Genomic DNA, 15,862 nt, shown 5'->3' with positions numbered 1-15,862 from the left:
CGCATTTTCACCGTGACCCGAACGCGCGCTTCGGTAAAGCTGTCGGCCTATGAAAGCGATGCGTTCTGGCAAATTCTGGCAACAACTTCTCGCGATCACCGTTGGCCTGCTTTGGTGCGGCTGCGCCGCCACGGCGGTTGAGGTCGTCAAGCTCCGCTGCGAATTCCTCGAGCAGCCGCAAGGCATTGATGTGAAATCGCCGCGACTCAGTTGGCAGTTGGAATCCCGGCAACGCGGCGCCCGCCAGACCGCTTACGAAATCCTCGTCGCCAGTTCCGTCGCCAAACTGAAATCCGGGCAGGCGGATTTATGGGACTCGGGCAAAATCACTTCCGATCAATCGGTGCTCGTTCCCTATGCCGGAAAACCATTGGCTTCCCAACAGTCATGCTTCTGGCGGGTCCGCGTCTGGGATGAGGCGGGCAAGGCGTCTGCGTGGAGCAAACCCGCGGCGTGGAGCATGGGTTTGTTGCAACCTTCCGATTGGCGGGGGCAATGGATTGGACGGGATGAACCCGAGAGCAACGCGCGTTTTACCACCGGCTCGTGGATCTGGTTTCCCGAGGGCCAACCGGAGGCCGCCGCGCCCGTTGCCACCCGCTATTTTCGTCGGACTTTTGAGTTGCCCGCCAACCGCACCATCAAAACGGCCACGCTGCACTTGACCGGCGACAACGAATGGGCCTGCGCCGTCAACGCCCGGCACGCCGGGACTGGAAACAATTTCAAAATCACCACGGCCATGGACGTCACCCACAGTCTGCAGCCAGGCCGAAATGTCATTGGTGCCTGGGTTAAAAATACGGGTACCGATCCCAACCCCGCCGGATTGCTCGGCGCGTTGCGCATCGAATTTGAAACGGGCGAACCGCTGGTAATCGAAACCGATGGCCAGTGGAAAACCACCGACCGGGAATCCGGGGTCTGGACGGCGTTGGATTACGATGATTCCGCCTGGGTTCCTGCGCGGGTGCTGGGTCGCGTTGGCATGGCGCCGTGGGGCGAAATCCACGTTCCGGATGCCCGCCAGTTGGCCGCACGCATGTTGCGCAAGGAATTTGTCGCGGCCAAAAAAGTGCGGCGCGCCACCGCCTACCTCAGCGGCCTGGGATTGTCCGAGCTTTATCTGAACGGCCGCAAGGTGAGCGATCACGTTTTGTCCCCCGCCTTGAGTGAATATCCCCGGCGCGTTTTCTACGTGACTCACGACGTCACCCAGCAGATTAGATCCGGTCGCAACGCCCTCGGCGTCTGGCTCGGCAACGGTCGCTATTACGCTCCTCGCACCACTGAACCCCTCGGCACGACCACCTACGGTTTCCCCAAACTGTTGTTGCAACTCGAACTGGAATACACCGATGGCACCCGCGACACCATCGTCAGCGATGGCTCGTGGAAATTGACCACGGCCGGCCCCATCACCGCCAACAACGAATACGACGGGGAAGATTACGATGCGCGCCAGGAACTCTCCGGCTGGGCGGAAAGTGGTTTTGATGACCGCGCCTGGGCCGCCGCGCAAACCGTCGCCGCTCCCGGAGGACGGCTCGCCGCGCAAATGATCGAGCCAATCCGCGTCACCGGAAAAATCAAACCGCGCCGCGTGAACGAAATCCGACCGGGCGTGTTCATTTACGATCTCGGGCAAAACATCGTGGGTTGGTGCCGCCTGCAAGTGCGCGGTCCCGCCGGCACCACGGTATCGCTGCGTCACGCCGAAACGCTCAAGCCCGACGGCTCGCTGTTTCTCGACAACATCCGCGGCGCCAAAGTCACCGATCGTTACACCCTGAAAGGCCAGGGCACGGAAATTTACGAACCGCGTTTCACCTACCACGGCTTTCGTTACGTGGAAGTCACCGGCTTTCCCGGTCAACCCGGTTTGAACGCGCTGGAAGGCTGCGTTGTGAACGACGACGTGGCCACGGCGGGCGAATTCGCCTGTTCGCAACCAACCATCAATCGCTTCTATCAAAACATCATCTGGGGCGTGCGCGGCAATTACCGCAGCGTCCCGACGGATTGCCCGCAACGCGATGAACGCCAGGGCTGGCTCGGGGATCGTTCGGAGGAATCCAAAGGCGAAACGTATCTGTTTGACGTGGCCGCCCTTTACGCCAAGTGGACGCAGGACATGTTGGACGCGCAACGCGACAACGGCAGCATCCCCGACGTGGCGCCGAGTTATTGGCCCATCTACAACGACGACGTCACCTGGCCCAGCAGCGCCGTCATCATTCCGGGAAACATGTACCAACAGTATGCCGACACCTCCCTCATCGCCGGACGCTATCCCGGCATGGTCCAGTGGGTGGACCACATGCGCGCCTACATCACCAACGGCATCATTGCGAAAGACACCTACGGCGATTGGTGCGTGCCGCCGGAAGACCCCGCGTTCATTCACTCGCGCGATCCGTTGCGCAAGACCGCGCCCGCCATTCTCGCGACCAGCTATTTTTACCATTGCCTCCAACTGATGTCCCGCTACGCGGAAATGCTGGAGTACCCCGCCGACCGCGAGCGGTTCACCCAGCTTGCGGCGCAATTGAAAACCGCCTTGAACGAAAAGTATTTCAATCCCGAGCAAGGTTATTACGACAACGGCTCGCAAACCTCCTGCGTGCTGCCGCTCGCCTTGGGACTCGTCCCGACCGGCCAGCGCGACCGCGTGTTCCAACATCTGGTGGATAAAATCACGAACGACACCCACGGTCACATCGGCACGGGATTGATCGGCGGCCAATGGCTCAATCGCGTGCTCACGGACGGCGGTCGGGCCGATCTGGTTTATCAATTCGCCACCAACACCACTTATCCGAGCTGGGGTTACATGGTGGAAAAAGGCGCCACCACCGTCTGGGAACTTTGGAACGGAGACACCGCCGATCCCGCCATGAACTCGCATAATCACGTCATGCTGGTGGGCGACCTGACCACCTGGTTCTACGAAGCGCTGGCCGGCATCAAACCCGCCCAACCCGGCTTCAAACAACTGCTCATGCAACCGCATCCGGTGGGCGATCTGCAATTCGTCACCGCCACCCACGCCTCCCCCTACGGACTCATCCGCAGCGCCTGGAAGCGCGACGGCGCCAAGTTCAACTGGGAGATCACCCTCCCGGCCAACAGCACCGCCACCGTGTCGGTTCCCGCCACCAACGTGGACGAGGTGACGGAACGCGGCCAAGCCCTGACCCGCGTGGACGGCGTATCCTTTGTCCATTACGCCAATGGCCACGCCATTTTCAACCTCGCTTCTGGAAGTTACCGCTTCACCAGCACCCTGCCGGACCGTTAAGCCATGCCGCACCTGCCTGACGCACCCTCCAACGCCGCACCAATAACGCGCTGGTGCAGACCTTTGGTGTGGCCAATCTGAACGAACTGACCAATGCCACTCGCAGCGGGAGCGCCACGGCCTTGGATGCTGCATTTGCGTTGTGGAGTACACTTGACGGAATTCACCAGCGGGCGTAAAACGAGGCACAACAAACAATGATCTCCACCGCGAAATACGCCAACCACGCGAAAACTGGGACGGGAACAACGGCTTTCCCGGCTGCCATTTCCTTTCGCGTATTTCGGGTGGTTCGCGGTTCATCCGTTAGTTGGCAGTCGTGGCGTGATGGTTACAACGCCGGGCATGGCAACTGGAGCACGCATAATTATTACCATGCGGATGGGAATGGGAACATCACCTACCTGATGACTGCGGGTGAAGGTTTGGCGGCGAGTTACCGGTATGACGCGTATGGAAACCTGGCCGGAGCCAGTGGCAGTCTAGCAGTGGCCAACGGGTACCGGTTCAGCAGCAAGGAGCAACACGAACGAAGCGGCCTGTATTATTACGGCTACCGCTTCTATTCACCCAACTGGCAACGGTGGCCAAATTGCGACCCGCTCGGCGAACCGGGATTTGAAACGCTCCGGCATGGCAAGGTGAATCTTCTTGGCGACGGGCCGAACCTTTACACTTTTGTTCAGAACAATCCCGTGGACCGGACCGACTCTCTCGGCCTTGCGATTTCAAGTATTGATGGCGCTATGGAAGCTTGCATGAAGCTACCGACGCCAGCGATGCAGCAGGAGTGCATCAGTGATTTATTGGACACGCTCGGTGTGAGCAAAGAATGCTGTGTGTTAGCCGCCGCTGTTCAGGTCGCAAAGAAAGCTGCGGGAGCTATGGGCAAATGCAACAGCGGCGATAGCTGCGCAGTTCTCAGGGCCAAATCAGGCGCATGGTTGGGACTCGCACTAGCACGAAGCAGATTGCATAAAAAATGTTTTTCTGGGGGTGATCCTGGTCACCAGCAGGCGTTGGCAGACGCTTGGAAGGTTATTGGGGATTGCACCGCTTACCAGGTAAAGAACGGCTGCACAGGCCCGCTGTAAAGGGAGGATGCCGAGATGACCGCGATTTCGGACGCAGAACTGCACCAAGCTTTTCAGCGCGAATACCCCAAGGATTTGGTTCGCGCCACGGAGGGGGAATCGCCGTCTGAATACGATTTGGATCGCACCGAGGCTGAAAAGTTGGTGGGCAGAAGGTGGGAGGATCTTCGGGCGGATCTGTTGCAAGAACTCTTCGATATCGCCTCTTGGTTAAACCCTCGAGCGTTCCACTATTTTTTTCCGGCGTTCATTAAGCAGTCGCAAGCCGATGTTGAGAAAACCAGTCTCCTCGTGGACTCGCTGATCAATATGTTGGCCGATGGCGGAATCCATTGGCCCGAATCATTGAAGGATGCCGAATCAAAACTCTTTGGAGAAAATCCCGAAATCGCGGAGGCCGTTCAGTCCATCAACGAGAAAGACCTGAGCGCATGGAGGCAGGAACGATGGAAGTTGTTCACGGAGCAGCAATGGGCCTTGGTCCGAAAATGGTTGAACTGGATTAACCAAGACGAGAGACGGGAAGTGGATCGAGACGTTTTGCGGCGGGCCATGAAGAATGCTGAGACGTGGCAAGCGCAACGAGCCAGCGTCCCGCACAAGCGGTGAAGTGAACCACATGAAGGGATCCGTTCTTGGTTTTGACAACTCATGTCGAACAAACATGAGCCGTTGAACCGGTTTTGATTGAAAAGTGGGCGGGCGGTGCATTGCTCTGGAGGCTGCATTTGCAGTGTGGAGCGCTCTTGGCGGCATTCACCAGCGGACGTAAAACGAGGCACAACAATCAATGATCATCACCGCGAAATACGCCAACCACGCGAAAACCGGGACGGGAACAACGGCTTTCCCGGTTGCCATTTTACTTCGCGTATTTCAGGTGGTTTGCGGTTCATCCGGTGGTTGGCCGTCGTGGAGTTGTAGTGGCTCGGGTGATGACTCTGGCGCCGACAATTGATTCACACCTTCTGACTACAAGCCGAATTTTCGTTGTGACCAAATGCTACCGGTTGCTACGAACTGCAAGAAAACGAGGGCATGGGTTGGGGAGCGCACCCGTCTCGGGTGCAGGTTCGCCGCGTCTCGCGTCGAACATCGGATGATTTGGATTGACCCAAGCTGGTGCGATTTCAGTCGGGCTATCCGCCCGGCAGTCGAGCGCCAAGCGTGCGCTGCGACGAGGAGGCAGACCACAAACTCCACCCTTCCCGCTCGTAGTTCCGGCTTCAGCCGGCCGCAACGCGGTTACTCGGTAATGCGCTGCCTTATGCTTCGCCCCCGCCTGAAGGCGGAACTACAAACTTTGCCCTTCCCGCTCGTAGTTCCGGCTTTAGACGGCAGCAACGCAGTCACTCGGTAATGCGCTTCCTTGGGCTTCGCCCCCGCCTGAAGGCGGGACTACAAACTCCACCCGTCTCGCTCGTAGTCGAAGGCCGGATTACGAGCGAATGGCGAATCGATAGAACAATTATCCGCGATTTAAGGTTGCATTGATTTTCGGGTCGTGCTCTCCTCGCCGTATTCGCCATGAACACGCGCAGCGGCACCTTCACCGTGGCTGGTCAGGCCCGGGTTCGCGCGGCGGAGATTACGATTGCAGCCAGAGGCCGGAGGGGCATCGGGGCGCGTGGTTTTTACGTTGCGCTGCGCGGACGGTGCTGAGCGATTGCTCAGGCTTTTCTCGATCAAGGTTGCTGGTTTCCAATTGGGCGACAGGAAAATCAAGGTTTGCAGCGCGCTCAATTTCTGGCTGAATGACGCGAGAAAAATTATGCGTCAGACCAAAGTAGCACTGCTCGGAGCCGGCTTCATCGCCGACATACATCTGGAATCCTATCGTCGGTTTGTGCCCGAGGCGGAGGTCGTGGCGGTGTACACCCGCAACGCGGAGAAGGCCGCGGCGTTCGCGCGCAAACACCAGATCGCCCGCTGGTTCGACGATTTGGAAGCTGCCATCACCCAGTCCGACTGTGAGGTGGTGGATGTGTGTCTGCCCAATTTTCTGCATCATCGGGCCGTGCTGGCCGCCGCGCGCGCCGGGAAACACGTCATTTTGGAGAAGCCGTTTTGTCTCACGCTGGAGGAGGCCGACGAGATGATCGCCGCCTGTCAGGCTGCCGGAGTGAAATTGATGTATGCCGAGGAACTGTGCTTTGCGCCCAAGTACGAGCGGGTGCGCGCGTTGGCCAACGAGGGCGCGTTTGGGAAAATTTATTTGCTCAAGCAGGCTGAGAAACATAACGGCCCGCACAGTGATTGGTTCTACGACATCAATCAGTCAGGCGGCGGTGTGATCATGGACATGGGTTGCCATGCGTTGGCGTGGTTTCGCTGGATGCTTGGCGGTCGGCCGCACGCGCTCAGTGTCCAGGCGCATTTGCAAACCAGCCTGATTCATCAAGGGCGCACGCGCGGCGAGGAACATGCGGTCGTCATCGTCGAGTTCGAGGGCGGCACCACGGGCATCGCCGAGAACAGTTGGGCCAAGCTCGGCGGCATGGAGGATTGGGCGGAGGTGTATGGCACCGGCGGCGTGAGTTACGCTGATTTGTTTCGCGGCAATGCCGCCCTGGTTTACAGCGAGAACGGTTACGGTTACGCGATGGAGAAGGCGGGCGCAACGAAAGGCTGGACGTTCGCCATTTTCGAGGAGGCCTTCAATCAAGGTTATCCGCAGGAATTGAAACATTTCATTTCCTGCGTGCGCGACAACCAGCCGCCGCTCGTCACCGGTGAGGATGGCCGCGCCGTGTTGGAATTGATCTACGCCGCGTACGCTTCGGCGCGCACCGGACAAAAGGTGAAGCTGCCCTTCCGGCCGCAGGTGAAAAAGCCGGTTGATCTGTGGCTGGGCGTGTAGCGCGGTCCGCCCGCTGTCCGCGCTGAAAAACTGCCCCTGAAAAACTGGTGGCCGATTGCGGCGGCATGGCTTATTTTTGCGCGGCACATGACTAAACGAGCTTCGATCCAAACCTGCACTCCCTCTCCAGCCGCTCACCCGGGAGTTCCCGCCAGGGCGCGTCGCCGGTGGCTGCGGCTTTTATTGCTGCCGTTGCTGATGGCTTCGCTGGCCCCGGCCCAGGTGCGCCTTAACGAGTTTGTCGCGGACAACGAGGACGGCTTGCGTACCGCGGCGGGCGTGGCGGCGGATTGGATCGAACTGTTTAATGCGGACGCCGCGGCGGTGGACTTGAGCGGATGGTATTTGACGGACAACGCGACGGCGCTCACCCAATGGCGGATCCCCGATGGCGTCACGATTCCAGCTCAGGGTTATTTGATCATCTTTGCCGATAGTTCGTCTGAAGCGATCACCAACGGCGAACTGCACGCCAATTTCAGTCTGTCGAAGAACGGTGAATACCTGGGACTCATTCGCCCCGATGGCGTCACGGTCGAGGACGAGTTTGCCCCGACGTTTCCCGAGCAGTTCGAGGATATTTCCTATGGTCGAGCCGCGCGTGAATATGAATTGGTGGGCACAGCGACCTCGGCCCGTTATCGCGTGCCGAACGCGACCGGGACGGCCCCCTGGCATGCGGCGAACGGAGGCCTGGGTTTCACCGGTTCCAACGCCGTGTTCACCGTGCGTTACTACGAAATGACTTCGAGCATGGCGAACGTGGATGATGCCGAAGCGCGCCTCGCCAACAGCGGTTATTGGAAAACCGACCGGGCCTATCCAATCGTTGAGTCGCATGCGATCATCAACTTTCACGCCAATGGCTCGACGGGTTACTTCGTGAACGACGAACCCTTTCCGGGGCACGCTTATATTGGCGAGGACCGGGACAACTTCGTGGTGGTGGCGGAAGGCGTCATTCATATTCCCACCGCGGGCGAGTGGACTTTTGCGGTGGGCAGCGACGATGGTTTTCGCCTGCGCTTGAGCGGTCATGGAGTGAATTTCGTGGGCGAGTTTCCGGACCCGCGCGGATTCGGCACGACGTTTTCCACTTTTAATTTTCCGGTCGCCGGTGATTACGCGCTATGGCTCATCTTTTACGAGAACGGCGGCGACGCCTCGCTGGAATTATCCGCTGCGCAAGGTTTTCAAGCTGGGTTCTCGTCCGAAGCCTTCCATCTGGTGGGCGATGCCATCAACGGCCTCCGCCACGCGGGCGCCATCGGCGCTTACGTGACCACGGATGTGGATTCCGACATGCGGGGCGTGAACGCTCGTCTCGATGCCGAATGGAGCTTCAAGCTGGATGAACCCTGGCCAGCGGATTACACGGCGCAGTTACAGGTGCGTTGCGCGGACGGTTTTACCGCATCACTAAACGGAACGCCATTGACCGCGTTGAATGTGCCGGCCCCGTTGCTTTGGAACAGCGCGGCAACCACCACGCGCACGGCGGAGGAGGCGTTGCAACCCCTGACGTTTGTGGTGCCCACGGCGGCGTTTGTGGTCGGTACCAACCTGTTGGAAATAACCGCGCTGAACAATACTGTCACGGATACAGAGTTTCTCATTCAACCACGGCTCGTACAACGCACCCCGGAAACTGAGGCGGCTTATTTTCCGGTGCCCACCCCCGGAGGTCCCAACGGCACTCCGCGCAGTGCGCCGACGCCAGTGGTTACCGCCAGCGAACCGCGCGGCTACAAAACCGCGCCTTTCAATGTCACTCTGAGCAGCCCCGAGCCAGCCGCGGAAATCCGGTACACACTCGATGGCAGCACCCCCAATGCGGATTCACCGCTCTACACCGCGCCGGTCCCGGTCAGCGTCACCACCACGTTGCGAGCGGCGGTGGTGGATCCGGAAAGTGTGCAGCAAAATGTGACCACCGTGACCTGGCTCTTTCTGGAAGACGTATTGCAGCAAGGCAGCACGCCGCCGCCGGGCTGGCCGGCGGATCGCGCCGTGAACAATCACGCCATGGAATACGGCATGCGCTCAGCCATCGTGACCGGCGATGGCGCCCGTCTGCGCCAGGGAATGACCAACAGCATTCCCACCCTGTCCATCGTGACGGACCTTGCCAATCTGTTCAGTCCGCAGACCGGCATTTATGTGAATCCGGGCAATGACGGTCGCAGTTGGGAGCGCCCCGTTTCAGTGGAACTGATTGATCCCGTTCACGGCAGTACCAATGAATTTCAAATCAACGCCGGACTGCGCATTCGCGGCGCTTACAGTCGGAGCACGAGCAACCCCAAACATGGTTTGCGTCTGTTCTTCCGTTCCGCCTACGGTGCGGGTCGGTTGAATTTTCCGCTGTTTGGTGACGAGGGTGCGGATAGTTTTGACAAAGTGGATTTGCGTTGCTCGCAAAACTACTCGTGGGCGTTCGAGAACAGTGACCGTGAAACCTTCATTCGCGAGACTTTTTCGCGTGATACGCAACGCGACATGGGCATGCCCTATACTCGCAGCCGTTATTATCATCTCTATCTCAATGGCCAATACTGGGGGCTTTACGAAACTCAGGAACGCGGCGACGCCGACTTTGCGGAGACGTATCTTGGTGGCGCCGCGGCAGATTGGGATTGCATCAAGACCAGTCAACCGGGGTACGTCACCACCGCCAGCGACGGTAATTTTGCCGCTTTCTACGCGCTGCATAACCTGGCTGTAAACCAGGGTTTTACCGGCGCCAACGCCGCCAATTATCAGCGCGTCAAAGGACTGAATCCAGACGGCACACCCAACCCGGCCTACCCCGTCTATCTGGATGAGGATAACCTGATCGTTTACATGATTTCCGCGTACTACGCCGGCGACCCGGATTCGCCCGTGTCCATCTGGGGCGGTTTTCCCAACAACATGTACGGTCTGTTCGATCGTGCCGAGCCGTCCGGCTTCAAATGGCTGCGACATGACGCCGAGCACTCGCTCGGGGCGAACCCAAGTTTTGGGGTTACCGCCGATACCACCTCCGCCGGTGAATCCTTTACCGAACAATATCGGTTCAATCCGGCCACCCTTCACTTGCGCCTGATTCAGCATCCGGAGTATCGCCGGCGCTTTGCGGATTTGGTGCAAAAGCATCTCTTCGGCGATGGCGCGCTCACGCCGGCCAACGCGCAAAATCGCTTCCTCAGCCGCATGAACGAGATTGATCTGGCGGTCATTGGCGAATCGGCCCGCTGGGGTCGCGGCAAGACTCGCGATGGCACCTGGCTTCCCGCGTGTAACGAGGTGCTCAACAACTATCTCACGCAACGACGCGACATTGTCGTTGGCCAATTCCGGGCCCGCGGCTGGTTTCCCGCGATTGCTGCACCTGCTTATTCCGCCATGAACCAAACCGTTCCGAACGGTTCGACCCTGCACATCTCCGCCCCGACCACCTTTTACTACACGACTAATGGAACGGACCCGCGCCTGCCGGACGGCACCATCAATCCCGCCGCCTTTTTGGTCACCACCACCAATCCGCCCACGGGGCCGCAAACCCTGATCGCCCGCGGCGCGAACTGGCGCTATTACGACTTCGGCACCGAACCCCCAAACCTGGGTGGTGTGAGCTGGCGCGAGGTCGGCTATTCCGATGGCGGTTGGGCGCAGGGACCGGCCACTCTCGGTTTTGCGGGCGCGGCCCCCGCGAATCCGGTGGCCACCGTCACCCGCCGGTACGTCAGCGGTTCGTCCGGCCCGCAGGTCACCACCACCTATTTTCGGACGACATTCACGGTGGCCGCCACGAATGCCAATCCCGCGTTGCTCATGGAAATTTTGCGCGACGACGGCGCGGTGGTTTATCTCAACGGCACGGAAATCCTGCGTGAGAACATGAATTTCGGGCCGGACACCTACGGTACTTACTCGGCGGGCATCGCCGGTTCACCCGATCAGAACACGTACTTCAGCCGGTCTGCCGACGTGGCGCATCTGTTGCGCGTGGGCGCCAACGCGTTGACGGTTTCATTGCATCAATGCAACGAAACCAGCTCCGACCTCTACTTTGACTTTTCCTTGGTGCAGCCGGGTGATGACGCGCATGTGGCTGTTGATCTGGTGGTGAGCCACGATCTCGAACTCAAGGCACGCGCATTCCAAGCGGGCGAGTGGAGCGCGCTTTCTGAAAATCACCTGACGGTGCAACGTCCACCGGTGGATTACTCCGGACTGCGAGTGACCGAGCTGATGTACGCTCCCGTCGCCCCCGAGCCGGAGAGTCCGTATAAGAACGATGACTTCGCCTGGTTGGAACTGCGCAACACCGGTGGCAGCGCGCTTGACCTGGAGGGAGTGCAGTTTGCCGCGGGCATCAATCAGACGTTCGCGCCGCTGCTGTTGAATCCGGGAGCGCGATTGGTATTGGCCAAAAATCCCGAGGCTTTTGCCACTCGTTATGCGACCAATGGTTTGACTCTGGTGGCTTGGGCGAGCGGCAATCTGGCGCGTGGCGGTGAGTTGCTTTCGTTGGTAACCCCCGCCGGCAGCAACATCCTGAGCTTCACCTATTCCCGGTTGTGGTATCCGGAAACCTATAACACTGGCTACTCCCTGGTGGTGGTGGATCCTGCCGCTGAAGAATCGGTCTGGAGTACGGCCGCCAACTGGCGTCCCAGTGGCGTGCTTGGTGGCACTCCCGGTCGTGCTGATGCGCCTGCCTTTACCCACACGAGTCTCACTCCGGATGGACAACTGCAATTGGCGACCACGGGATGGGAGGGCACGGTGGAACTCTGGCGCACCGCTGACTTTCAAACCTGGACTCCGTGCGATCCGGCAGCATGGTCGCAGGTGGACGGCACCGTGACCGTCAATCTGCAGCATCCCTCGCTTGTCGGTGCGCCGTACCAATTTTTCCAATTACGCCTTTCCGAGTGACGACAGGTTCCCAGCGTCGCCGCCAAAACCTTGCATGAAAGCCGGGGATGATTTCAACTGGCTGTCGTTCAAACTGAGCGGCGGGTATAACCAAACCATGATCAAACATTTCTTGCTCGGCGGTGCCGCTGTGTGGGCGGCGTTACTGACCACCGCCACCGCGGCGCCGGCGACGTTCACTCTGGCGGGCGACTGGATGGTGCGCGTCGCAGTAACCGAACCAAGCGCAATCAGCGCCGTGGTCGCGGTCACGCCTCCGGAACGGTTCGGCGTGGTCAATGAACCGCACGCTCAACTGCCTTTGTTCAATCCCGCCGCCGGTGGTTGGGCGCGGGGTGCGGCTTTGTCGGCGCTGCGCACCCAGGAAACAACCGCGCCGGGATTGCTGGAGGCCGACAGCTTCGTGTTGCGCGCTGGCCCCGGATCGGACGCGCCGATTTTTGAGCGCGGCAAGGATTACGAGTTGGATGCGCAGTGGGCCACCTTCGGTCGCACCACCAACCGCGTGATTCGACCCGATCAAATCGTTTATGCCAGTTACCGCCACCGCTTGTTTCGCCTGGATGCCGTGGTGCTCACTGCTCAAGGTGGAATTTTGGTGCGCCAGGGCGAACCTCGCGCCGCAGCGCCATTGCCGCCGCCCATCAAAGCCGGCGAACGTCACTTGGGCAACATCTGGTTGTCCGGTGACCTCGTCCGGCTGACCGCCGATAATTTGTTTCCGATCCTGGAGACCGTTTATCCCGCGTTGCCCCAACCCAAGCCCGCAGTGGCCGAGCGTTTGTTGCCGCAGACGCTGCGGAAGCTTCAATCGGGCGAGCCACTGCGTGTGCTGGCGTGGGGTGACAGCGTTACGGTTGGCACGTTCGTGCCGGATTGGGAGCAAAACCGATGGCAGAATCAATTCGTGACCCGATTACGCCAGCGTTTTCCCAAGGCGAACATCGAATTGATCACCGAAGCCTGGGGCGGCCGCAACACCAGTAGTTATTTCAACGAACCGCCCGGCAGCCCGCATAACTACCGCGAGAAGGTGCTGGACGTGAAATCGGATTTGATCGTGTCCGAGTTTGTGAACGACGCGGGGCTGAACCCGGAACAGGTGGAGGAACGCTACGGCCAGCTGCGCGCGGATTTTGCCGCCATCGGTGCGGAGTGGATCATCCTCACGCCGCATTACGTGCGTCCGGACTGGATGGGGCTGGATCGGCAACGCGAAATTGACGATGACCCGCGACCGTACGTGGCTGGGTTACGACAGTTTGCCGCCCGAAATCAGATCGCTCTGGCGGACGCCGCCAAACGCTATGGCCGCTTGTGGCGTCAGGGCATTCCTTACAACACGCTGATGCTCAATTCCATCAATCATCCCGATGAACGCGGCATGAAAATCTTCGCCGATGCCTTGCTGGAATTGTTTCCCTGACGTGCCGCCCCAGCAGCCAACGCTGTGATGAGCGGCATGGCCGTGAATAAAACGCGTTATTGGGGCGCAGTGGCGATCCGGTAGAAAGCTCGGTCGGGTGGCGGCAGCGGGTCGTTGAATTGAAAGCGTCCCGGATGGGTTTGTTCCGGCAGGCCCAGATTGGTCCAGATCGCGAGATCGGTGGAGCGTTGCAGTTGATAGTTGGTTTCAGGCTCTCCCGCGAAGGTGAGGATGGCCTGGTCCGCAGTTTTCCAAAGCGTAAAATCCGTCGGCAGCGCGCGGAGACAGGTCGTGCGAGCTGGAATGACCGTGACGGGCCAATCCGCAGCGAAAATCCAACCGTGTTGCTCAATCACCGTACCTTCCGTTACGGGCAAATTTTCCACCCGCCAGACAAACTCCTGCGGTGGAGTGCCCGCCGACAACTGCCGGAACAGCAGATCGTCCAGGGCCACCGCCAACATCATCGTTCCGGGCGGCACGATGGGCCGGCCCCATGTACCCAGTGTGGCCGGTGTGAAAAACGTCTGGATGAAGGTGTCGGAATTGGCCTGCTCGATGGTTTGGGGCGACATGGAATACCAGACCGCCACATTGGTGGTCTGGATGGTGAGTTGGGCGGAGTTGAGGTTGGTTGAGGTGGGTAGAACCAGCCAGGCCTGGTGCGCAACGCCGCCGCCGATGTTGCGGTACTGCACCCGGTGGGTGAGGTGCCCACCGGGCGCGGTGAATTGCGGAACGGGGGCCAGCGCCGCTTCCAATTCGGGCGCAACCTGAATGATCGCTTGCGCGCTGCTGCTCAACGTGCCGGGCGGCGCCGTCCACGTCAGCAGGGCGACGACCGTGAACACCGTGCCGTTGACCAGGCCGGACTCCGGCAGTTGAAAATGGATGGTTACCTCCCGGCTGTCGCCACGGAGGAGTGCCGGATAACTGACCCGAAGACCGCTGATTCCGCCCGCACCGTAGTCATAATCAACCAGGCCGCCCGGCGCGGTGATCATCACGGGCGGCGGATATTGCCAGAAGCCGTTGTGGGTCAGCGCCGACCAACTGACCGCGACCATCAGATCAGATGCGGTGGTGCTTCCGGCTATATCGGCGTTGGTGAGCGTGAGGTGCCAGACGGCTTCACTCCCGGCGGCCAATGTTGCCGGAGTGATCCCGGTCTGCATTTGCAGTTGTGGGTCCGCGTGAACCGCGACGCCACTCAACCAGACGGCGATCCCGCATCCCATGATCATCAAAGCTCGCTTCATTTTCCACTCGTGTGACCCTAAAATGGCGGCAACCGGCCTTTTATGAAATGAAAATTATCCATCGCGCCGCCGGGTGATGCGGAACTGCGGCGTGTAGAGGACTGTCCGCCCTACCCATGCGTTCGTACTACCGTTTGATTCCAAAGTGGCTACAACCGCGAAATACGCGAACGGAAAGACAAGGGAATGATGGGCAGAGGAATGGGGAATGGGGGAGCACCGCCGTCTCGGCGGTGGTCGTCCGCGTCTCGCGGACGACATCCGGTCCTCATCCTGTCATCTTGTTATCCTGTCAGTTGTTTTCGTTGCGGTTCAGGGACGCGGCGGAACGCGTCCCTCCCAAGGAAAATACAACCGCGAAATACACGAAATACGCGAACGGGAGAAGACAAGGGAATGATTGGCAAGGGAATGGGCATTGGGGGAGCACCGCCGTCTCGGCGGTGGTCGTCCGCGTCTCGCGGACGACATTCAGGTTCCAAAATTAAGAGCCGCCGAGGCGTCTTGACTCGGTTCGGTCGGAACTGCGGCGGGACGCCGCAGCCACATGGTTGACCGGAACGATTCGATTGGAGTTTGGGTGGAACGGGCTACTGGCCCGTTCCGGCTTGGCGGATGCAGATTCTGTCGGGCGAGACGCCCGCCAGCACACGCGAGACGCGTATGCTCCCCAGTCGCACTGGCACGATCATAGGTGTGCAAAGACCCGTGGACCAATCAGCGGTTCAATCAGGTTCGATGGGGTGATTATTTCTGGGAGCGCACCCGTCTCGGGTGCAGGTTCGATGCGTCCCGCGTCGAACAACGACACCGTCCCGGCTTGGTGATCTTTGCGTTCTTTGCGGTTTCAACCGGCCCGCAGGAGAGACGACTTCCACGTCGTTCCCAACTAAATCAGGGACGCGGTGGAACGCGTCCCTCCCAAGGAAATTAAACTCAGCAGTACTGGTCGGCAGGTTGCCAACCAGAACAGCCAAGTTGGCTGTTCCACCCAGA

General features: G+C 59.7%; 8 protein-coding genes. 6 read left to right on the top strand and 2 right to left on the bottom strand.

What is annotated here, in order from left to right; genetic code table 11:
• Positions 1 to 49 precede the first annotated feature (49 nt).
• From M9920_02970 to M9920_02960, 3 genes are all read left to right on the top strand, one after another.
• Positions 50 to 3,301, top strand: coding sequence for a glycoside hydrolase family 78 protein (locus M9920_02970; protein MCO5051247.1), 3,252 nt, complete (start codon positions 50 to 52; stop codon positions 3,299 to 3,301).
• Between the two features lie 197 nt (positions 3,302 to 3,498).
• Positions 3,499 to 4,395, top strand: a complete 897-nt coding sequence (locus M9920_02965; GenBank protein ID MCO5051246.1) for a hypothetical protein — start codon at positions 3,499 to 3,501, stop codon at positions 4,393 to 4,395.
• Positions 4,396 to 4,470: 75 nt separating this feature from the next.
• On the top strand, positions 4,471 to 5,004 hold the full coding sequence (locus M9920_02960) for a hypothetical protein (protein MCO5051245.1): 534 nt from the start codon (positions 4,471 to 4,473) through the stop codon (positions 5,002 to 5,004).
• Between the two features lie 870 nt (positions 5,005 to 5,874).
• On the opposite strand, the gene M9920_02955 is transcribed toward M9920_02960, so the two are convergent.
• Positions 5,875 to 6,138, bottom strand: a complete 264-nt coding sequence (locus M9920_02955) for a hypothetical protein (protein ID MCO5051244.1) — start codon at positions 6,136 to 6,138, stop codon at positions 5,875 to 5,877.
• 28 nt (positions 6,139 to 6,166) lie between these two features.
• On the opposite strand from M9920_02955, the gene M9920_02950 reads away from it, so the two are divergent.
• From M9920_02950 to M9920_02940, 3 genes are all read left to right on the top strand, one after another.
• Positions 6,167 to 7,255, top strand: a complete 1,089-nt coding sequence (locus M9920_02950) for a Gfo/Idh/MocA family oxidoreductase (protein ID MCO5051243.1) — start codon at positions 6,167 to 6,169, stop codon at positions 7,253 to 7,255.
• Between the two features lie 87 nt (positions 7,256 to 7,342).
• The gene (locus M9920_02945) at positions 7,343 to 12,181 is read left to right on the top strand and encodes a lamin tail domain-containing protein (GenBank protein ID MCO5051242.1); all 4,839 of its coding nucleotides are present in this window, start codon (positions 7,343 to 7,345) and stop codon (positions 12,179 to 12,181) included.
• A 34-nt stretch (positions 12,182 to 12,215) separates the two neighbouring features.
• Complete coding sequence (locus M9920_02940) at positions 12,216 to 13,607, top strand: SGNH/GDSL hydrolase family protein (GenBank protein ID MCO5051241.1); 1,392 nt, start codon at positions 12,216 to 12,218, stop codon at positions 13,605 to 13,607.
• 56 nt (positions 13,608 to 13,663) lie between these two features.
• On the opposite strand, the gene M9920_02935 is transcribed toward M9920_02940, so the two are convergent.
• Positions 13,664 to 14,866 (bottom strand): hypothetical protein, encoded by a 1,203-nt coding sequence (locus M9920_02935; protein MCO5051240.1) that lies wholly within the window; start codon positions 14,864 to 14,866, stop codon positions 13,664 to 13,666.
• Positions 14,867 to 15,862: the final 996 nt, after the last annotated feature.

The sequence above is a fragment of the Verrucomicrobiia bacterium genome, assembly GCA_023953615.1.
In the GTDB taxonomy this organism is placed as follows: domain Bacteria; phylum Verrucomicrobiota; class Verrucomicrobiia; order Limisphaerales; family JADLHS01; genus JADLHS01.
This window is presented reverse-complemented; position numbering and strand designations above follow the sequence as displayed.